The organism is Citrobacter sp. CF971 (assembly GCF_006385635.1).
Lineage (GTDB): Bacteria > Pseudomonadota > Gammaproteobacteria > Enterobacterales > Enterobacteriaceae > Citrobacter > Citrobacter freundii.
Genome location: NZ_CP041051.1, coordinates 800,313 through 820,324, shown reverse-complemented (window position 1 = coordinate 820,324; position 20,012 = coordinate 800,313). Strand labels below are relative to the sequence as shown.

18 protein-coding genes are annotated in these 20,012 nt (G+C 54.2%); 7 read left to right on the top strand and 11 right to left on the bottom strand.

Annotated elements, in window-relative coordinates; translation table 11 throughout:
• Positions 1 to 5: 5 nt before the first annotated feature.
• Complete coding sequence (gene creA / locus E6P06_RS07435) at positions 6 to 479, bottom strand: protein CreA (RefSeq protein ID WP_003018998.1); 474 nt, start codon at positions 477 to 479, stop codon at positions 6 to 8.
• Positions 480 to 690: 211 nt separating this feature from the next.
• Here creA and robA point away from each other — a divergent pair, with 211 nt between their 5' ends.
• Positions 691 to 1,560 carry an MDR efflux pump AcrAB transcriptional activator RobA gene (gene robA / locus E6P06_RS07430; protein WP_003837295.1) on the top strand — a complete coding sequence of 290 codons (870 nt, stop codon included), beginning with the start codon at positions 691 to 693 and terminating at the stop codon, positions 1,558 to 1,560.
• Here robA and gpmB read toward each other — a convergent pair.
• On the bottom strand, positions 1,557 to 2,204 hold the full coding sequence (gene gpmB, locus E6P06_RS07425; protein WP_003019006.1) for a 2,3-diphosphoglycerate-dependent phosphoglycerate mutase GpmB: 648 nt from the start codon (positions 2,202 to 2,204) through the stop codon (positions 1,557 to 1,559). The two genes, robA and gpmB, sit on opposite strands and share 4 nt — an antisense overlap.
• A 52-nt stretch (positions 2,205 to 2,256) precedes the next feature.
• Between gpmB and yjjX the strand changes: the two genes are divergently transcribed.
• The gene (gene yjjX, locus E6P06_RS07420) at positions 2,257 to 2,772 is read left to right on the top strand and encodes an inosine/xanthosine triphosphatase (protein WP_016149519.1); all 516 of its coding nucleotides are present in this window, start codon (positions 2,257 to 2,259) and stop codon (positions 2,770 to 2,772) included.
• Between the two features lie 55 nt (positions 2,773 to 2,827).
• Here yjjX and trpR read toward each other — a convergent pair whose 3' ends face one another.
• A complete protein-coding gene (gene trpR, locus E6P06_RS07415) occupies positions 2,828 to 3,154 on the bottom strand; it encodes a trp operon repressor (protein WP_003837292.1) in 327 nt (108 codons plus the stop codon).
• A gap of 89 nt (positions 3,155 to 3,243) precedes the next feature.
• Positions 3,244 to 5,181: a murein transglycosylase gene (gene sltY / locus E6P06_RS07410; RefSeq protein WP_003019016.1), complete on the bottom strand. Its 1,938-nt coding sequence runs from the start codon at positions 5,179 to 5,181 to the stop codon at positions 3,244 to 3,246.
• 331 nt (positions 5,182 to 5,512) lie between these two features.
• Between sltY and ettA the strand changes: the two genes are divergently transcribed.
• Positions 5,513 to 7,180: an energy-dependent translational throttle protein EttA gene (gene ettA / locus E6P06_RS07405; protein ID WP_003845630.1), complete on the top strand. Its 1,668-nt coding sequence runs from the start codon at positions 5,513 to 5,515 to the stop codon at positions 7,178 to 7,180.
• Between the two features lie 99 nt (positions 7,181 to 7,279).
• Here ettA and nadR read toward each other — a convergent pair whose 3' ends face one another.
• From nadR to serB, 3 genes are all read right to left on the bottom strand, one after another.
• The gene (gene nadR / locus E6P06_RS07400) at positions 7,280 to 8,509 is read right to left on the bottom strand and encodes a multifunctional transcriptional regulator/nicotinamide-nucleotide adenylyltransferase/ribosylnicotinamide kinase NadR (RefSeq protein ID WP_003019021.1); all 1,230 of its coding nucleotides are present in this window, start codon (positions 8,507 to 8,509) and stop codon (positions 7,280 to 7,282) included.
• An 88-nt stretch (positions 8,510 to 8,597) separates the two neighbouring features.
• Complete coding sequence (radA, locus tag E6P06_RS07395; protein ID WP_001728171.1) at positions 8,598 to 9,980, bottom strand: DNA repair protein RadA; 1,383 nt, start codon at positions 9,978 to 9,980, stop codon at positions 8,598 to 8,600.
• An 11-nt stretch (positions 9,981 to 9,991) separates the two neighbouring features.
• Complete coding sequence (gene serB / locus E6P06_RS07390) at positions 9,992 to 10,960, bottom strand: phosphoserine phosphatase (protein ID WP_003019027.1); 969 nt, start codon at positions 10,958 to 10,960, stop codon at positions 9,992 to 9,994.
• Between the two features lie 115 nt (positions 10,961 to 11,075).
• On the opposite strand from serB, the gene E6P06_RS07385 reads away from it, so the two are divergent.
• Together E6P06_RS07385 and lplA are read left to right on the top strand one after the other, a co-directional pair.
• On the top strand, positions 11,076 to 11,717 hold the full coding sequence (locus tag E6P06_RS07385; protein WP_044699051.1) for a YtjB family periplasmic protein: 642 nt from the start codon (positions 11,076 to 11,078) through the stop codon (positions 11,715 to 11,717).
• Between the two features lie 37 nt (positions 11,718 to 11,754).
• On the top strand, positions 11,755 to 12,771 hold the full coding sequence (lplA, locus tag E6P06_RS07380) for a lipoate--protein ligase LplA (RefSeq protein ID WP_003019035.1): 1,017 nt from the start codon (positions 11,755 to 11,757) through the stop codon (positions 12,769 to 12,771).
• Positions 12,772 to 12,921: 150 nt separating this feature from the next.
• Here the strand turns inward: lplA and deoD are convergent, their stop codons facing one another.
• From deoD to deoC, 4 genes are all read right to left on the bottom strand, one after another.
• Positions 12,922 to 13,641, bottom strand: a complete 720-nt coding sequence (deoD, locus tag E6P06_RS07375) for a purine-nucleoside phosphorylase (protein ID WP_000224864.1) — start codon at positions 13,639 to 13,641, stop codon at positions 12,922 to 12,924.
• Between the two features lie 203 nt (positions 13,642 to 13,844).
• Positions 13,845 to 15,068, bottom strand: a complete 1,224-nt coding sequence (gene deoB, locus E6P06_RS07370; protein ID WP_003019037.1) for a phosphopentomutase — start codon at positions 15,066 to 15,068, stop codon at positions 13,845 to 13,847.
• A 51-nt stretch (positions 15,069 to 15,119) separates the two neighbouring features.
• Positions 15,120 to 16,442: a thymidine phosphorylase gene (gene deoA / locus E6P06_RS07365; RefSeq protein WP_003845626.1), complete on the bottom strand. Its 1,323-nt coding sequence runs from the start codon at positions 16,440 to 16,442 to the stop codon at positions 15,120 to 15,122.
• Between the two features lie 112 nt (positions 16,443 to 16,554).
• The gene (gene deoC, locus E6P06_RS07360; RefSeq protein ID WP_003019042.1) at positions 16,555 to 17,334 is read right to left on the bottom strand and encodes a deoxyribose-phosphate aldolase; all 780 of its coding nucleotides are present in this window, start codon (positions 17,332 to 17,334) and stop codon (positions 16,555 to 16,557) included.
• 261 nt (positions 17,335 to 17,595) lie between these two features.
• Between deoC and E6P06_RS07355 the strand changes: the two genes are divergently transcribed.
• A complete protein-coding gene (locus E6P06_RS07355) occupies positions 17,596 to 19,146 on the top strand; it encodes a YjjI family glycine radical enzyme (protein ID WP_139935083.1) in 1,551 nt (516 codons plus the stop codon).
• Positions 19,118 to 19,981: a YjjW family glycine radical enzyme activase gene (locus E6P06_RS07350; RefSeq protein ID WP_139935082.1), complete on the top strand. Its 864-nt coding sequence runs from the start codon at positions 19,118 to 19,120 to the stop codon at positions 19,979 to 19,981. The genes E6P06_RS07355 and E6P06_RS07350 overlap by 29 nt, the downstream gene beginning before the upstream one ends.
• The last annotated feature ends 31 nt before the right edge of the window (positions 19,982 to 20,012 follow it).

The following is a 20,012-nucleotide window of genomic DNA, read 5'->3' as shown; positions in this document are numbered from 1 at the left end:
CCTTGTTATTGCCGCCACGGCATGATGGGTACCGCGCTAATGGCATTTTTGGGCGATCCATCGACGACTTTATCTGAATAAGCCAGATAGGCCAGCGCATTACGTTTCGCATCGTAAAAACGCACGACCTGTAAAGATTTAAACACCAGCGAGGTACGTTTTTTAAATACCACTTCGCCCTGAGCTTTACCGTTCTTGATTCTGTCGCTCAGTTCTACCGGCCCAACCTGCTGGCAGGAAATGGCGGCATCGGAGGTATCTTCCGCCAGCCCCAGACCACCTTTGATGCCGCCAGTCTTCGCCCGACTCACGTAGCAGGTCACGTTGGTAACATCCGGATCGTCAAACGCTTCGACCACAATTTTATGATCCGGGCCGAACATTTTGAACACCGTATCGACAGATCCAATCTGCTCCGCATGGGCAACCTGCGCCAACATCAGCAGAATTGAGGAAATGACTAAGCTCTTATATTTCATATTGTTACCATTTTTAAAAGTTACTCTGTGCAATTATTCGACATTCTAAGATAAAACGTATACAGATCACAGGATTACAATAATCACGCTTTCGTATGTCCGAAAAAAGCATTTATGAGCAAAAAAAACACTGAATGCTAAAACAGCAAAAAATGCTATTATCCTCATACCTGACGTCAGGTACTCGTTGTTGAAAGGATGAGGATATTTTATGGATCAGGCTGGCATTATTCGCGACCTATTAATCTGGCTGGAAGGTCATCTGGATCAGCCTTTGTCGCTTGACAATGTGGCGGCAAAAGCGGGCTATTCCAAGTGGCACCTGCAGAGAATGTTTAAGGACGTGACGGGCCATGCTATTGGCGCCTATATCCGCGCCCGTCGTTTATCGAAATCTGCAGTGGCGCTGCGCCTGACTGCGCGCCCAATTTTGGATATTGCGCTGCAATATCGCTTCGACTCTCAACAAACCTTTACTCGCGCGTTCAAGAAACAGTTTTCCCAAACGCCTGCGCTGTATCGTCGCTCCCCGGAATGGAGTGCGTTTGGTATTCGCCCGCCAATGCGCCTGGGTGAATTTGCGATGCCTGCGCACGAGTTTGTCACCCTGGAAGATACGCAACTACTCGGCACCACGCAAAGCTATTCCTGCTCGCTGGAACAGATTTCAGATTTCCGTCATGAAATGCGTATTCAGTTCTGGCGCGACTTCCTCAGTCAGGCTCCTGCGATCCCACCGGTGCTGTATGGGCTTAACGAAACGCGTCCGAGCATTGAAAAAGATGACGAGCAGGAAGTGTTTTACACCACTGCACTGACGCCGGAACAGGCCAATGGCTATGTGCCGTCGGCGCAGCCTATCCTGTTACAGGGTGGCGAATACGTGATGTTTACCTACGAAGGGCTGGGAACCGGCGTGCAAGAGTTTATCCTGACGGTTTACGGCACATGCATGCCAATGCTGAACCTGACGCGCCGTAAAGGACAGGATATCGAGCGATACTACCCGGCAGAAGATGCCAAAGCGGGGGATCGCCCGATCAACCTGCGCTGCGAATTCCTGATTCCGATTCGCCGCTAGCGCTGTAGTTCATCCAACGCAGGGGCGTCCAGATGTGAGATGTCCCCTGCCGTTTCAACGACCCATCCCGGCGCCAGCCATAAGCTTTCCTGGTAATCAACGCGAGAAATAGAACAGTTGCGCAGACGCAAGCGACGTTCAGCCCATGCCGGTAATCCAAGAATTGTACTCACCAGGCAACCCAGCGCGATACCGTGACTGACCAGCAGCGGACGACTTCCCGGCGGCAATTCCAGACAGGATGCCAGCGCTGCGTTGACGCGATCGCTCAATTCCTGCATCGATTCCCCTTCCGGGATACGACCATCCACCGTACCGTTCACCAACTGGCGACGCCAGCCCTCTTCCTCCGGCGTCAGCGTATCGATGTGACGTTTTTCCAGCACACCCATATTTAGCTCGCGCAGACGGGAGTCATAGGTGATATCACAGCCACAGGCCTGGGCGATGATTTCTGCGGTGCGTCGTGTACGACCAAGATCGCTACTGATGACATGCGTAATACCAAACGAGCGAGCGCGTTCACCCACCTGCATGGCTTGCTGTTCACCTTTAGCGGTTAGTGGGCTGTCTGACTGGCCTTGAATACGTCGCTCGGCGTTCCACTGCGTTTCGCCATGGCGAACAAGGTATACCTGTAACATGCTTTTTTTCCGTTATACTGCGATGCGATGAATTTTCAAACTGAGCTTAATTATGCACAAGGTTATCTCTGCGACCACCAATCCTGCCAAAATTCAGGCAATTCTGCGGGCATTTGAAGAGATTTTCGGGGAAGGATCCTGCCATATTGAACCCGTCGCCGTCGAGAGTGGCGTGCCGGAACAACCTTTCGGAAACCAGGAAACGCGCACTGGCGCACGAAATCGCGTTGATAACGCTCGCCGCCAGCACCCGCAGGCTGATTTCTGGGTCGCCATTGAAGCAGGAATTGACGACGATGCCACCTTCAGTTGGGTGGTGATTGATAACGGCCACCGGCGAGGTGAAGCCCGTTCAGCCACGCTGCCATTGCCTACTGTCATTCTCGACAGAGTCCGCAAAGGTGAAGCACTCGGCCCGGTGATGTCGGACTATACAGGTATTGATGAGATTGGCCGTAAAGAGGGCGCAATCGGCGTCTTTACCGCGGGTAAGCTGACGCGCTCGAGCGTGTACCATCAGGCGGTGATTCTGGCGCTCAGCCCGTTTCATAACGCGGTGTATTTATAGCATTGTGCCGGATGTTCAATCGTAGGCCGGATAAGGCAAAGCCACATCCGGCGAATCAATTTTTCCCGAGCAACACCTGTTCCAGCCACTGACGCAGATCCACCGGCGCGGATTTGAGGCTGTTCGACCCTCGCGTAATAGTAGCAATCCCCGCCCCGAGCTCGTTTTTAAGCTCACGCTGGCTCATCTCACCGCGCAGCAGCTCTTCAATGATACGCACACGCGTGCCCAACGCTTCACGCTCATCCGGCGTTAACATCAAATTGAGCAGTGGCAGGTGTAAATCTTGTTCGTAGGCGTGTTTAAGCAGATCGACAAAACGTAACCACTCCTGGTGACGTTGTTCTGCCATCTCTGCTGAATAGGGTGATTGCTGAGTCATAAGATATCGCCATCGTTGCGGGGGAAGCGTGCTTGCCTCCCCCTTTTGTACTCTTTAACGAGTACGATAGCATAACACAATCGACACGATCAGTAACGACGTTGCCATTCTGCGTCGCTCATCAACTCCGGTTTATCACCGAGGAAATAGCGATAGTACGCATCGTAAGCCAGCACGTTCTTCACATAACCACGCGTCTCTGAGAATGGAATGCTCTCGACAAACGCGACGGCATCAATGCGGCCAGCGCTATTGCCAAGCCAGGTGCGAACGCGTCCCGGACCGGCGTTATAGGCTGCTGACGCAAAGATGCGGTTATTGCCAAATTGCTGATACACGTACTGCAAATAGCTGGTTCCGATGTTGATGTTGGTATCAGGATCCAATAGCTGGCTCGGACTGCTGTAACCTGGAATCGAGAACATTTTCACCGTATGCGTCGCCGTACCCGGCATAATCTGCATCAGCCCGCTTGCGCCAACCGGTGATTTCACTTTCGGGTTCCAGGCGCTTTCCTGACGCGCTATCGCCATCGCATAGCTTGGCTGAATATCCTTGCCGCTGGTGTAACGGGTAAAAAGATCTTTATAGGCCAATGGGAAGCGCTCTTCCAGATGATCCCACAGTTTTCCGGCGATCGTCGCCTGAACGCTTAGATCCCACCAGTGATTATTGAACGCGTAACGCGCCAACTGAGCCTGCTCGGACTTGGTACGGCTGGTGACCAGATTCGCCCATTCACTGCGCGCAGTATTATCCATGTTCCAGTACATTAGCTCGCGGACGCGTGCCATTTCCGGGCCCTGAGTCAGCGCAGAATCAACGTTCGCTGGTGCTTTATCCACTTTCAGCTCGTACTCTTCGCCCAGGCGCTGTGCCGCCACCATCGGATAGAAACCGCGCTGCTGCATGAGTTGGTGCAGGATCTCTTTGGCTTCCGCATCGCGTCCGCGCTCCAGCAGCAGATCCGCTTGCCAGTAGCGCCACTCATCTTTTTCTTTGGCTTCCATTGGCAGACGCGCCAGCCAGGTATTCAGGCCACGACGATCGCCGGTTCCCAGCGCCATGCGCACCCGGCGCTCCACAAGCGAGGTGGAGTTGGAGCGCATAATCGCATCATCACGCCATTTGGCCTGCTCGTCGGTAACGTCATTGCCCATCAGACGCCAGGCGACAATGTCGCGCAGCTCCTGGGTTTGCTCGTCATTAAGCTGTTGCGCCTGCACCAGGGAAGGGATCATCAGGCGGGCATTCTCCACATCCTGACGCGCCACGCTGGCAAAGGCGACCGCCGCCATCTGTCGGGTGAAATCCGTTGCGCCGGTGGTGCGAGCAAAGGTCATTACCGAATTCGGATCGTTGGCCAGCGCGATGATCGCTGAAGCAATGGTTTGGTATTGCGCGGGCATCTGTCCGGCCAACGCCGTGACCAGTCCGGTATTCCCGGCTTTCATCGCCAGACGAATACGCTCCAGATACGCCAGCGGATCCTGAGTGCCTGAGGCACGCCATACGCCGAATAATTTGTCACAGGCGTTCGGCTGACTTTTTCCGCTCAGCCACAGTTCTTTCGCCCCCTGCCAGGCTTCTTCAGTTTGTCCGGTACTCCATTTCGCGAAGTAATAGTTACATTGCGCTTCGGTGGTGCCCGGTTTTTCCGGACTGAACGCCAGCAGCCCACGCCAGTCTTCGCGGCGCGCCAGTTCATTCACGAAACGAGATTGCAGAGTACGCGCCGGGGGCAGCGTCGGGTTGGCGCGCACAAAATTGGTGACGGTAATGGTGGGCTGATTCATCAGATCGTCAGTGATCTGGCGATATTCCAGATAAGGATACAGAGGATAGTTCTTCAGGCCAGGCATCATCTGCTCTACGACATCCATCTGTCGGTTATCCCAGGCCTGCTTAATTTGCGCATAGCGATTGCGCTGCTCATCCAGGGAATCCGCTCGCGCTACTTGACTGACCGTCAGCAGACATACGCTGGCAGCCAGCAGGCGCCAGGTAAATTGTTTGGCTTTGTCCACAAGCTCTTCCTCTTCTCATGTTACGTCTGTGCAGCATCATGCCGCTTAATTCATTCATGCTAACCAGACATTGCAGAATGCGCCACGTCACGGACACTTTTTTACTTTTGTTGCGAGTGGGATCTGCTGGCTGGGATTGGACAATGAAAAAGGCTACACTTCGCCTTTGATAACTATTTACCAATAATTAGCCCTAAATAATTCAAGTTGCAGCAAGGCGGCGAGGAAGTGAATCCCCTGAGCGTACAAAAGTACGTGACTGGGGTGAACGACACAGCCAACGCATCTGCGGCTTGAAGTATGACGGGATAAACATAGAGGCGAGTCCAACGTGGCCCAATTCGTTTATACCATGCATCGTGTCGGCAAGGTCGTTCCGCCGAAACGTCATATTCTTAAAAACATCTCACTGAGCTTCTTCCCTGGCGCCAAAATCGGTGTTCTCGGTCTGAACGGCGCGGGTAAATCTACCCTGCTGCGCATCATGGCTGGCATTGATACCGAAATTGAAGGTGAAGCTCGCCCGCAGCCAGGCATTAAAATCGGTTACCTGCCGCAGGAACCAAAACTGAACCCGGAACATACCGTTCGTGAATCCGTGGAAGAAGCGGTTGCCGAAGTGGTTAACGCCCTGAAAGGTCTGGATGAAGTGTACGCCAAGTACGCCGAACCGGACGCCGACTTCGATAAGCTGGCCGCGCAACAGGGCAAGTTTGAAGAGATCATTCAGGCGCACGACGGTCATAACCTGAACGTGCAGCTTGAGCGTGCCGCTGACGCTCTGCGTCTGCCGGACTGGGATGCCAAAATTGAAAATCTTTCCGGTGGTGAACGCCGCCGCGTCGCGCTGTGCCGCCTGCTGCTGGAAAAACCAGACATGCTGCTGCTCGACGAACCGACTAACCACCTGGACGCCGAATCCGTCGCGTGGCTGGAACGCTTCCTGCACGATTTCGAAGGTACCGTAGTGGCAATTACCCACGACCGTTACTTCCTCGACAACGTTGCCGGCTGGATCCTGGAGCTGGACCGTGGTGAAGGTATTCCGTGGGAAGGTAACTACTCTTCCTGGCTGGAGCAGAAAGATCAGCGTCTGGCCCAGGAAGCCTCTCAGGAAGCGGCTCGCCGTAAATCCATTGAGAAAGAGCTGGAGTGGGTTCGTCAGGGCGCGAAAGGCCGTCAGTCTAAGGGCAAAGCCCGTCTGGCACGCTTTGAAGAGCTGAATAACACCGAATACCAGAAACGTAACGAAACCAACGAACTGTTTATCCCACCTGGACCACGTCTGGGCGATAAAGTCGTTGAAGTCACTAATCTGCGTAAATCTTACGGCGATCGCGTGCTGATCGACGATCTGAGCTTCTCGGTACCGAAAGGCGCTATTGTCGGCATCATCGGTCCGAACGGCGCGGGTAAATCAACCCTGTTCCGTATGATGTCCGGCCAGGAACAGCCTGACAGCGGTACCATCACGCTGGGTGAAACCGTCAAACTGGCCTCCGTTGACCAGTTCCGTGACGCAATGGATAACAGCAAAACCGTGTGGGAAGAAGTTTCCGGCGGGCTGGATATCATGAAGATCGGCAACACCGAAATGCCAAGCCGTGCCTATGTGGGCCGCTTCAACTTCAAAGGTGTGGATCAGGGTAAACGCGTCGGCGAGCTGTCCGGCGGTGAGCGTGGTCGTCTGCACCTGGCGAAGCTGCTGCAGGTTGGCGGCAACATGCTGCTGCTCGATGAACCAACCAACGACCTGGATATCGAAACCCTGCGCGCGCTGGAAAACGCCCTGCTGGAGTTCCCGGGTTGCGCGATGGTTATCTCGCACGACCGTTGGTTCCTTGACCGTATCGCGACCCACATCCTGGATTATCAGGATGAGGGTAAGGTTGAGTTCTTCGAAGGTAACTTTACCGAATACGAAGAGTACAAGAAACGCACGCTGGGCGCCGATGCGCTGGAGCCGAAGCGTATTAAGTACAAGCGTATTTCTAAGTAATTAGCGTTAAGTGCCGGATGGCGGCCTCATGCCACATCCGGCCTACGAGGTTAGTGCGACTTGTAGGCCGGATAAGCGCAGCGCATCCGGCATTAAAACCTACCTCTGCTCGCCCATCAACTCTTTCACCAGCTCCACGCAGCGCAGGAAGCGGCCGTCGTAGTCAGGCTCCTGAACGTGCACAAAATTGATATTGTTTTCCTGCAACATCTCGACCAGCAGCGTCTGAAACGCTTTTCTGTCAACCGAACTTCCAAGGCTGCGCAAGCCATCCGCTACCCACGGGGTGTTGTTTTCCAGCAGGATAACCAGGTCGAAGCGATACTCGTCAATCAGCGCTTGCACAAACGGGTGTTCACGCCCTTCATACTTTTTGCAGAAAGCCTGAGTGGTCACGAAATCGGTGTCGATGAACGCCACTTTATTGGCGTACTTAACAGCAAAATCAATGTATTGCGCTTGTCCCAGTGCGATTTTATCGTAATCAGAATACTGTAACGCCATCTCATCGCCGCCCAAATGGGAGAAGACGTAATCACGCCCATATTCCCACGCACTGGTGGTGTTAAAGATGTTGGCGAGCTTGTTCACCAGCGTCGATTTACCGCTCGACTCCCCGCCGAGGATCGCCACGGTGCGCACGAAAAATGGCTTCACTTCGGTCGGAATATACTCCCAGTAGCGAAACGGGTTTTCACGGATTTGCCCGCCGCTGATGCTCATAAACGTCCGCTTGGGATCCACCAGCACGGTTTCGATCCCCAGATGTTCGAGATACTGCGGGGCATCTGATTCTTCAGAGGTGTAAATCCAGTTTGGCTGGATCCCTTTCTCCTGCATAAACGTTTTGATCCCGTTGCTCCACACGTCCCAACCGTGTGGATACGGCTCCATGCCCTCTTCGTTGAAGGCATGAATACGGATATTTTTCTGATACTTAAAGGTTTGCAGCAGCCAGCGTAGACGATCGGGCACCGTAGGCTGTTGCGACATGGCACTGTCTTCAAACAGACTGCGATCGCGCGTGTCGTCATAGCCCATGATGATATGCAGTTCATCAACCTGACTACAGGCGCGCTGGATAAGGTAGATATGGCCGGTATGCAGCGGATAAAACTTACCAAATACCACACCGATATTTTTCTGCTGGCGCGGAAACTCCAGTCCGAGAAAACGGTGCAACGCCTCCAGCTTTTGCGCGCTGGGGCTTTTAATTTTGGCATTCAGAAGCTGGCTTAGATATCCCTTGGTCATGCCACTGGCATCTGCCACCTGTTGCAGGGTACAACCCTTTTTCTTAATGGCGGTTTTCAGATAATCAAATGACACAAGAGCCTCCTGCTGGAAAAATCGCGTAACACTGCCTGATGGCGCATCGCTTATCAGGCCTACAAATTCAGTACGTACGGGTATTTGATTATAGGTCGTCAAACACGCTTAACGCATCCGCAAGCTTCTTAACGCCAAAGACCTGCATCCCTTCCGGTACTTTTTTCGGTACGTTAGCGGCAGGAACAATCGCCCGGCGAAAACCGTGTTTCGCCGCTTCCGAAATACGCTCCTGCCCGCTGGGTACCGGACGGATTTCGCCTGCTAACCCCACTTCGCCAAAGACCACTAAGTCCTGTGGCAGTGGCCTGTCGCGCAGGCTGGAGACCATTGCCAGCAGCAACGCCAGGTCGGCGCTGGTTTCGGTGACTTTTACGCCGCCGACTACGTTAACGAACACGTCCTGATCCGCCATCTGCAAGCCACCGTGACGATGCAGCACCGCCAGTAGAATCGCCAGACGGTTCTGTTCCAGACCGACCGCCACGCGACGCGGGTTCGCCATCATTGAGTGATCGACCAGCGCCTGAATCTCGACCAGCAGCGGGCGCGTGCCTTCCCAGACTACCATCACCGAACTACCGGAAGTGACTTCATCGCCACGGCTTAAGAAAATTGCAGAAGGGTTGCTGACTTCACGCAGCCCCTGTTCCGTCATGGCAAAGACGCCCAGCTCATTCACCGCGCCAAAGCGGTTTTTATGGCTACGCAGTGTACGGAAGCGGGAATCGGCGTCGCCGTCGAGCAACACCGAGCAGTCAATACAGTGCTCCAGTACCTTCGGCCCGGCCAGCGAGCCATCTTTGGTGACGTGGCCGACCATCACAATCGCCACGCCGCGCGTTTTAGCAAAGCGCGTCAGGTAAGCAGCGGTTTCACGCACCTGCGCCACGCTGCCCGGCGAAGACTGAATATCCGCCATGTGCATCACCTGAATGGAGTCGATCACCATCAGCTTCGGCTGTTCTTCTTCAGCAATCAGGCAAATTTGTTCGATACTGGTTTCCGACAGCATGTTCAGGTTCGCCGTCGGCAGGCCAAGCCGATGCGCGCGCATCGCCACCTGTTGCAGCGACTCTTCGCCGGTGACGTACAGGGTTTTCATCTGCTCGGCGAGTCTGCACAGCGTTTGTAGTAGCAGCGTTGATTTCCCCGCGCCGGGGTTACCGCCAATCAGTATGGCGCTGCCGGGCACCACACCACCGCCGAGCACGCGGTCAAACTCTTTAAATCCGGTAGAAAAACGCGGCAGTTCCTCAAGGCTGATGTCAGAGAGCTTCTGCACTTTTGCAACGCCCGCATTTCCGGCGTAGCCGCTGAGTCGCTCGTTGCGCGCCACCGTTGGCGATGCGGCAAGGCGCACCTCGGTAATGGTATTCCAGGCCTGACAGGCGCTGCATTGCCCCTGCCAGCGCGGGTAATCGGCCCCACATTCATTACAAACAAAGGCGCGTTTAGGAGCTTTTGCCACGTTTTACCTCATTATTTCTGATTCATACTGCCAGAGAGAATGCAGAACACGCCCATCAGGTCAGCGTGACGGATAGTAATCTCCGTCTTTTCATTCACTTTGGGTTTCGCATGATACGCAATGCCCAGCCCGGCCGTTTTGATCATCGGCAGATCGTTGGCACCGTCGCCGATCGCCACCGTCTGCGCCATCGGGATCTCATATTCTTGCGCCAGGCGGGTCAGAGTACTGGCTTTGTACTGCGCATCGACGATATCGCCGATCACGTTGCCAGTAAATTTACCGTCCATGATCTCCAGCTCATTCGCCACAGCTGCCGTCAGGCGCAGCTTGTTACGCAGATAATCGGCAAAGAAAGTAAACCCGCCGGAAGCGATAGCCACTTTCCAGCCAAGCGTTTCCAGTTTTAACACCAACTGAGTCAGGCCTGGCATTAGCGGCAATGTTTCGCGCACCTGGTGCAGAATATTGGCATCAGCGCCCTTCAGCGTCGCCACGCGGCTGCGCAGGCTGGCGGTAAAGTCCAGCTCGCCGCGCATTGCGCGTTCGGTGACTTCGGCAACCATCTCGCCGGTTCCGGCCAGTTTAGCAATTTCATCAATGCATTCGATCTGGATAGCCGTTGAATCCATGTCCATCACCAGCAAACCCGGCGTGCGCAGATGCGGAATTTTACCCAGCGGCGCAACATCCAGTTTGGCGTCATGCGCCAGTTTTGCCGCACGCGGCGTTAACGAGCCCGCCAGACGAATTACCTGATAATCCTCAACGCACCACGCCGCCACGATCACCATCGCCGCGCCCAGTTTACTCTGGTATTGCGTTAACCGTTGTTTATCCAGCCCACGACCGTACAGCAGCCAGCCACTGCGGCCCGCGTGGTAATCCAGCGGCATCACTTCATCACCGCTTAAAGAGAGGGGCAGACCTGGCCACAGAGAGACATCTTCAGGTAGATCGCACCAGGTAATGTTAGGCATTAAAGCTCCTGTAAAATCGTTCGGGTCGGAATCATCAGGGGAAAATAACGCATGAGGCTACCCTGTAACCAGCGCTTCTGGCAACATTAAGTCTCAAATTTTCAGCAGGTGGAATATGGCTCGCACAAAACTGAAATTCCGACTTCATCGTGCAGTGATTGTATTGTCCTGCCTTGCGCTGCTCGTCGCGCTGATGCAGGGGGCTTCCTGGTTTAGTCAAAGCCACCAGCAGCAGCGTAATCCGCAGCTCGAAGAGCTGGCCCGCACGCTAGCCCGTCAGGTCGCGCTGAACGTCGCCCCGCTGATGCGTACCGAAACGCCGGATGAAAAGCGTATTAAGGTGGTGCTCACGCAGTTGACGGAGAGTAGCCGTATTCTGGACGCAGGCGTGTACGACGAACAGGGAGACCTGATTACGCGCACCGGTGAGAGCGTCAATGTTCGTGACCGTCTGGCGCTCGACGGCAAAAAAGCCGGGGGCTATTTTAACCAGCAGATTGTCGAACCCATTCAGGGAAAAAATGGTCCGCTGGGCTATCTGCGCCTGACGCTGGATACCCACACTCTTGCTACTGAAGCCAAGCAGGTGGATAACACCACCAACATCTTACGCCTGATGCTGCTACTGTCACTAGCAATCGGTGTAGTGCTGACCCGCACCTTATTGCAAGGTAAGCGTACCCGCTGGCAGCAATCTCCTTTCCTTCTCACTGCCAACAAACCGGTGCAGGAAGAAGACAACGAGAAGATAGAGTAAAAGCTGTAAAAACTGTAAAACAGAAGGGAAATCAACCATGACAACACTACGCCTGCTTATCTCAGACTCTTACGATCCGTGGTTTAACCTCGCGGTCGAAGAGTGCATTTTTCGCCAGATGCCCGCCACGCAGCGCGTTCTGTTCTTGTGGCGTAACGCCGATACGGTGGTAATTGGCCGGGCGCAAAACCCGTGGAAAGAATGTAATACACGCCGCATGGAAGAAGACAACGTGCGGCTCGCCAGGCGCAGCAGCGGTGGCGGCGCGGTGTTCCATGACTTAGGCAATACCTGCTTTACCTTTATGGCTGGTAAACCGGAATACGACAAAACCATCTCCACCGCGATCGTCCTCAATGCGCTGAATTCGCTGGGCGTAGAAGCTGATGCCTCCGGGCGTAACGATTTGGTGGTGAAAACGCCGGACGGCGATCGCAAAGTTTCCGGCTCTGCTTATAGGGAAACGAAAGATCGCGGATTCCACCACGGCACGCTGCTGTTGAATGCCGATCTCAGCCGCCTGGCAAACTATCTCAATCCCGATAAAAAGAAACTTGCCGCCAAAGGCATCACTTCGGTTCGCTCGCGCGTAGCGAATTTGACCGAGCTGTTACCGGGCATCACTCATCAACAGGTCTGTCAGGCCATCACGGAAGCCTTTTTTGCCCACTACGGCGAACGCGTAGAAGCCGAGATCATCTCCCCGGACAAAGCGCCGGATCTGCCGAACTTCGCCGAAACCTTTGCCCGCCAGAGCAGTTGGGAGTGGAATTTTGGTCAGGCGCCTGCTTTTTCACATTTACTGGACGAACGTTTCACCTGGGGTGGCGTTGAGCTGCATTTCGACGTCGAAAAAGGCGTGATTACCCGCACCCAAGTCTACACCGATAGCCTCAATCCTGCGCCGCTGGAAGTACTGGCAGAACGACTACAGGGCTGCCAGTATCGCGCCGATATTTTACAGCAGACTTGTGAAGCGCTGCTTGCGGAGTATCCAGATCAGGAAAGCGAGTTGCGTGAGCTGGCTGCTTGGGTAGCGAAGGCCGTGCGTTAAGCGATTAGTGGCGAATTACCGGATGGCGGCTGCGCCTTATCCGGCCTACAAGACCGCTCCCGTAGGCCTGATAAGCGAAGCGCCATCAAGCATTAATAGCGGCATTCCCGTAGGCCCGGTAAGCGCAGCGCCTCCGGGCCACAACAAAACTTACTCTTTATCGCCCAGCAGAACGGATTCCAGCGCGATTTTGATCATGTCGTTGAAGGTCGTCTGACGCTCAGCGGCAGTGGTCTGCTCGTGGGTACGGATATGGTCGGATACAGTGCAGATGGTCAGCGCTTTCGCACCGAATTCCGCCGCCACGCCGTAGATACCCGCCGCTTCCATTTCCACGCCCAGCACGCCGTATTTTTCCATCACGTCGAACATTTCACCGTCCGGAGAGTAGAACAGGTCAGCGGAGAACAGGTTGCCAACGCGAGCGTCTACACCCAGCGCTTTTGCCGCATCAACTGCGTTACGCACCATGTCGAAGTCAGCAATAGCTGCAAAGTCATGATCTTTAAAACGGATACGGTTAACTTTGGAGTCGGTGCAAGCACCCATACCGATAACCACGTCACGCAGTTTAACGTCCATACGCACAGCGCCGCAGGAGCCTACGCGAATGATTTTCTTCACGCCGAAGTCGGTGATTAGCTCTTTGGTGTAGATGGAGCAGGACGGGATACCCATACCGTGACCCATCACGGAGATCTTACGGCCTTTGTAAGTCCCGGTGAAGCCTAACATGCCGCGAACGTTGTTCACTTCACGAACATCTTCGAGGAAAGTTTCAGCAATATGTTTTGCACGCAGCGGGTCGCCCGGCATCAATACGACGTCAGCGAAATCACCCATTTCTGCATTAATATGTGGAGTTGCCATTTTTTGTCCTTATCTTGTTGTTATTGCCTGATGGCGGCTACGCCTATCAGGCCTACAAAACGTATGCAAAACAGTGAAATACCCTAAGGATTTCGCGTTGTAGGAAGGCGACGAATTCGTGAATCCCCGGGAGCATAGATTAACTATGTGACCGGGGTGAGCGAATGAAGTCAACGCATCTACAGCGCGAAAGACAACGGGTATTACAGCATATTTTTACCGTAGTCCATCGGCGACGTACCAAAGTAGCTCGCCAGCGTCTGACCGATATCCGCGAAGGTTTCACGGTGACCTAAAGAACCAGGTTTCACTTTCGGGCCGTAAACCAGTACCGGAATGTGTTCACGGGTATGGTCAGTGCCGGTCCAGCTTGGGTCGCAGCCGTGGTCAGCGGTCAGGATCAGAATGTCATCTTCACCCACCAGCTCCATCAGCTCAGGCAGACGGCGGTCGAACAGTTCCAGGCCCGCAGCATAACCGGCGATATCGCGACGATGTCCCCAGGAAGAGTCGAAATCAACGAAGTTGGTGAAGACGATGGTCTTATCACCGGCTTCTTTCATCTCTTTGATGGTGGCGTCGAACAGCGCGTCCAGACCGGTGGCTTTCACTTTTTTGGTGATGCCGCAGTTAGCGTAGATATCCGCGATTTTACCGACGGAAACCACGTGACCGTCTTTCTCGTCGACCAGTTTCTGCAGCACGGTCGGTGCTGGCGGCTCAACGGCCAGGTCGTGACGGTTACCGGTACGCTGGAAGTTACCGGCTTTATCACCGATAAACGGACGGGCGATAACACGACCGATGTTGTAACCACCTTCGGTCAGCTCTTCACGGGCGATTTCGCACAGCTCATAGAGCTTATCCAGGCCAAAAGTCTCTTCGTGGCAGGCAATCTGGAACACGGAGTCAGCGGAGGTATAGAAAATCGGCTTGCCGGTTTTCATATGCTCTTCACCCAGTTGATCCAGGATCACGGTACCGGAAGAGTGGCAGTTGCCGAGGTAGCCCGGCAAGTTGGCACGTTTTACCAGTTTATCCAGCAGTTCTTGCGGGAAGCTGTTTTCGTGATCGGAGAAATATCCCCAGTCAAACAGAACCGGAACACCCGCGATTTCCCAGTGGCCAGACGGCGTGTCTTTCCCGGAAGAAAGTTCATGCGCCCATGCGTAGGCACCAATCACTTCCGCGTTGCCGTCCATGCCAGCAGCAATTTTACCAGTAGAACCTTCGTGAGCTTTCACCAGGCCCAGACGGGTCAGGTTAGGCAGATTCAGTGGACCTTTGCGACCATTGTCAGCTTCACCTTTCGCACAGGCTTCTGCAATGTGTCCCATAGTGTCTGAACCTACGTCGCCAAAGCGATCCGCATCTTCAGTCGCACCAATACCAAAGGAGTCCAGCACCATAATAAATGCACGTTTCATCTTGTTCTCCATACATCTGCGCCGCAAAAAAGCGATCAGATCAGTATACAGTTATTCGGTAATACGACGATAGACTGTCGGTGTAATTTCTGGCGCTTTATCGTCAAGGCTAATTGCCGCTTTGACCGCTTTCGCCGCTTCCTGCCAGCTGGCTTCGTCTTTGGCGTGGATCACCGCCAGTGGACGCTGTCCGTCTACGCTGTCGCCCAGACGCGCCATATCGCTAAAGCCAACGCTGTAATCAATGGTGTCCGATGCCTGACGACGACCGCCACCCATGGAAACAACCGCCATTCCCAGCGCACGGGTATCCATCGCGCTGACAAAGCCTTCGGTATCAGCATATACCGCTTTGCTGAGCATTGCCGTCGGCAAGTACTTCGCATAATTTTCGACGAAATCGGTCGGGCCTTTTTGCGCCGCCACCATGCGACCAAAAATCTCTGCTGCTTTACCGTTATCCAGCACCGTCTGCAATTTCGCACGGGCTTCGGCGTCATCTTTCGCCAGGTTGCCGGAGATCAGCATTTCCACGCACAGCGCCATGGTGACGTCTAACAGACGTGGATTGCGGTATTCACCGGTCAGGAACTGCACCGCTTCGCGGACTTCGACCGCGTTACCTGCGCTGGAGGCCAACACCTGGTTCATATCAGTTAACAGCGCGGTGGTACGTACACCCGCACCGTTTGCCACGCCGACAATCGCTTCAGCAAGGGCTTCAGAAAGCTCGTAGGTCGGCATAAAAGCACCGCTGCCCACTTTCACATCCATCACCAGCGCATCCAGCCCTTCCGCCAGTTTTTTCGCCAGAATGGAACCGGTAATCAGCGGGATGGAATCCACCGTCGCGGTAATATCGCGGGTGGCATAAAAACGTTTATCCGCCGGTGCGAGCGAGCTGGTTTGCCCAATAATCGCCACACCCACGTCTTTAATAATTTCACGGAAACGCGCGTCGTCCGGGAAGATGTCAAATCCAGGAATCGCTTCCAGTTTATCGAGCGTACCGCCGGTATGCCCCAGGCCACGCCCGGAGATCATCGGAATATAGCCGCCGCACGCAGCAACCATCGGGCCTAACATCAGTGACGTTACGTCACCTACACCGCCGGTAGAGTGTTTATCCACAATCGGGCCGTTCAACTGCAGGCTTTTCCAGTCCAGCACGGTTCCTGAATCACGCATTGCCATGGTCAGCGAAACACGCTCAGGCATTGTCATATCGTGGAAAAAAATGGTCATCGCCAGGGCGGCGATTTGCCCTTCAGAGATGGTATTGTCGCGAATGCCATTGATAAAAAAACGAATTTCTTCATCGCTCAGCGCATGACCATCACGTTTTTTACGAATAATTTCTTGTGCGAGAAACACGGTAACCCCCAGGGGAAAAGAGTAGAAGGCCGTTGTAAGCCGGGTAAGCAACGCGCCACCCGGCAGTCGTCTTAATGCCGGATGGCGGCTGCGCCTTATCCGGCCTACGGGCTTAGTAGCTGCTTGCGCTCTTGCCGTCGCCGTGACCCAGCGCTTTCAGCAAGCTAGCCAGCAGGCTGGATGCGCCAAAACGGTAGTGACGAGAATCAGCCCAGTCAGCGCCAAACAGTTCATCGGCAATCGCCAGGAACTGCTGTGCATCTTCTGCAGTACGCACGCCGCCAGCCGGTTTGAAACCTACAGTTTTAGAAACCCCCATGTCACGGATCACTTCCATCATGATGCGTGCGCTTTCCGGCGTCGCATTGACCGGCACTTTACCGGTAGACGTTTTGATGAAATCAGCACCGGCTTTGATGGAGATTTCAGACGCTTTGCGAATCAGTGCTTCTTCTTTCAGCTCACCGGTTTCGATGATCACTTTCAGCAGCACGTTTGCCGCCGCACACGCGTCTTTGCAAGCTTTAACCAGATCAAAACCAATCTGCTCGTTACCGGCGATCAGCGCACGGTACGGGAACACCACGTCAACTTCATCGGCACCGTAGGCGATCGCCGCGCGGGTTTCCGCCAGCGCAATCTCGATGTCGTCGTTGCCGTGCGGGAAGTTGGTGACGGTTGCAATGCGGATGTCCGGCGTACCCTGCTCTTTCAGAGTCTTACGCGCAATAGGGATGAAACGCGGATAGATACAGATTGCGGCAGTGTTGCCAACCGGGGTCTTCGCCTGATGACACAGCGCGATCACTTTTTCATTGGTGTCGTCGTCATTCAGGGTGGTCAGGTCCATCAGTTTCAGTGCACGCAGGCTGCTTGCTGTTAAATCGGTCATAACATTCTCCAACGGCATCGCCGTATAAAATTTCACCTTGCGAGTTTGTTAGTATTCTAACATCCGCTCGCTATTACACTTCGATATACATCACAGTTAATGAAAACCACATACAGATTTGCATTACTCTAATGAGATCTACTTCAAATAAATTACCTTTTCTAAAGGGATGCCGTGGCATCAGGCGCATCCGGATCAAAGGTTGTGGCGGCGTTGCTTTCTACAATGGCGTTACACCTTCGGGACAAAAAGGAATCAACGATGCCCACTTCAAGCGAACTCGCGCTGCAACAGCGTTGCCAACAAATCGTGACCAGCCCGGTGCTCAGCCCTGAGCAGAAACGCCACTTTCTGGCGCTGGAAGCTGAAAACGCGCTGCCTTATCCGCAACTACCTGCACAGGCACGTCAGGCGCTGGATGATGGGGTAATCTGCGATATGTACGAAGGTCATGCCCCGTTCAAACCGCGCTACGTTTTACCCGATTACGCGCGTTTTCTGGCCAATGGTTCATCGTGGCTGGAGCTGGAAGGCGCCAGCGATCTTGATGATGCGTTATCCTTACTCACCATCCTGTACCACCACGTTCCGTCAGTGACGTCGATGCCGGTTTATCTCGGCCAGCTCGATGCGCTGCTGCAACCGTATGTTAGAATTCTAACACAAGAAGAGATCGATATTCGAATAAAACGTTTCTGGCGTTATCTCGACAGAACCCTGCCAGACGCGTTTATGCATGCCAATATCGGCCCCGCCGATACTCCAGTTACCCGTGCAATTTTACGCGCAGATGCAGAATTAAAGCAGGTTTCGCCTAATCTGACATTCATTTATGACCCGCAAATCACACCTGACGATCTGCTGCTCAGCGTGGCGAAAAATATCTGCGAGTGCAGTAAGCCACATATTTCCAATGGCCCTGAAAATGATAAAATTTTCACAAAAAGTCAGTATGGCGTCGTCAGCTGTTACAACTCTTTGCCGCTCGCCGGGGGTGGTAGCACGCTGGTCAGGCTTAATCTGAAAGCCATCGCAGAGCGCAGCGCCTCTGTCGATGACTTCTTTACGCGCACCCTACCGCACTATTGCCAACAGCAAATCGCCATCATTGATTCACGATGTGAATTCCTCTATGAAAAATCACATTTCTTTGAGAATAGCTTCCTCGTGCAGGAAGGGTTGATTGATCCCGAACGTTTTGTGCCTATGTTCGGCATGTATGGCCTGGCGGAGGCGGTGAATCTACTGTGCGATAAGGCGGGACAAAATGCGCGCTACGGAAAAGATGAGTTCGCCAATCAGCTTGGCTATCGCATCAGCGCCCAATTGGCGGAGTTTGTCGAAAGCACCCCGGTGAAATATGGCTGGAAGCAGCGCGCGATGCTGCATGCACAGTCGGGGATCAGTTCTGACATCGGCACCACACCGGGTGCACGCCTGCCTTACGGCGATGAACCAGACCCGATCACTCATCTGCAAACCGTCGCGCCACATCACGCGTTTTATCACGCCGGGATCAGCGACATTCTCACGCTGGATGAAACCATCAAACGTAATCCTCAGGCGCTGGTGCAACTGTGCCTCGGCGCATTTAAAGCCGGGATGCGTGAGTTTACCGCCAACGTGAGCGGCAACGATCTGGTTCGCGTTACCGGCTATATGGTGCGTCTGTCGGATCTGGAAAAATATCGCGCCGAAGGTTCTCGCACCAACACCACCTGGCTTGGCGAAGAAGCCGCGCGTAATACGCGCATTCTGCAACGACAACCTCGCGTGATTAGCCATGAACAGCAGATGCGCTTCGGTAAGTAAGATTATCCCTTTCTCCTGCGTCGACGGGCCGGGCAGTCGCCTGGCTCTGTTTCTGCAGGGATGTAATCTGCGCTGTAAAAACTGCCACAATCCGTGGACGATGGGACGCTGCAACGACTGCGGGGAGTGTGTGCTGCATTGCCCGCATGAGGCGCTGAGCCTGAGCGCGGGGAAAGTGTGGTGGCAGTCTGATTTGTGTCAGCAGTGTGACACCTGCCTTCATATGTGCCCCCAGCAGGCCACGCCGATGGCGCAGACCATGAGCGTTGATGAGGTGCTGCAACATATTCGCAAGGCAGCACTGTTTATTGAGGGAATTACGGTCAGCGGTGGCGAAGCGACAACCCAGCTACCGTTTATTGTGGCGCTGTTTCGTGCGATCAAAACCGATCCGCAACTGCAACACCTGACCTGTATGGTCGACAGCAATGGCATGCTGAGCGAAACCGGCTGGCAGAAGCTGCTGCCGGTGTGCGACGGCGTAATGCTGGATTTAAAAGCCTGGGACAGCACGTGTCATCGTCAGTTGACCGGTCGCGATAACACGCTGATTAAACAAAGCATTACCTTTCTGTCCGGGCAAGGGAAACTTGCGGAACTGCGCCTGCTGGTTATCCCTGGTCAGGTGGATTATCTACAGCATATTGATGCGCTGGCGGCATTTATCAGAGGTTCAGGTGACGTGCAGGTACGGCTGAATGCCTTTCATGCGCACGGGGTGTATGGCGAAGCGAAGGACTGGCCGGGCGCCACGCCGGAGGATGTGGAACACCTGGCGCAAAGATTGCGCGAACGCGGAGTGGATAATTTGATTTTCCCGGCGCTGTACCTGTGATGGCCGGATGCGATGCAATAGCGCCGCATCC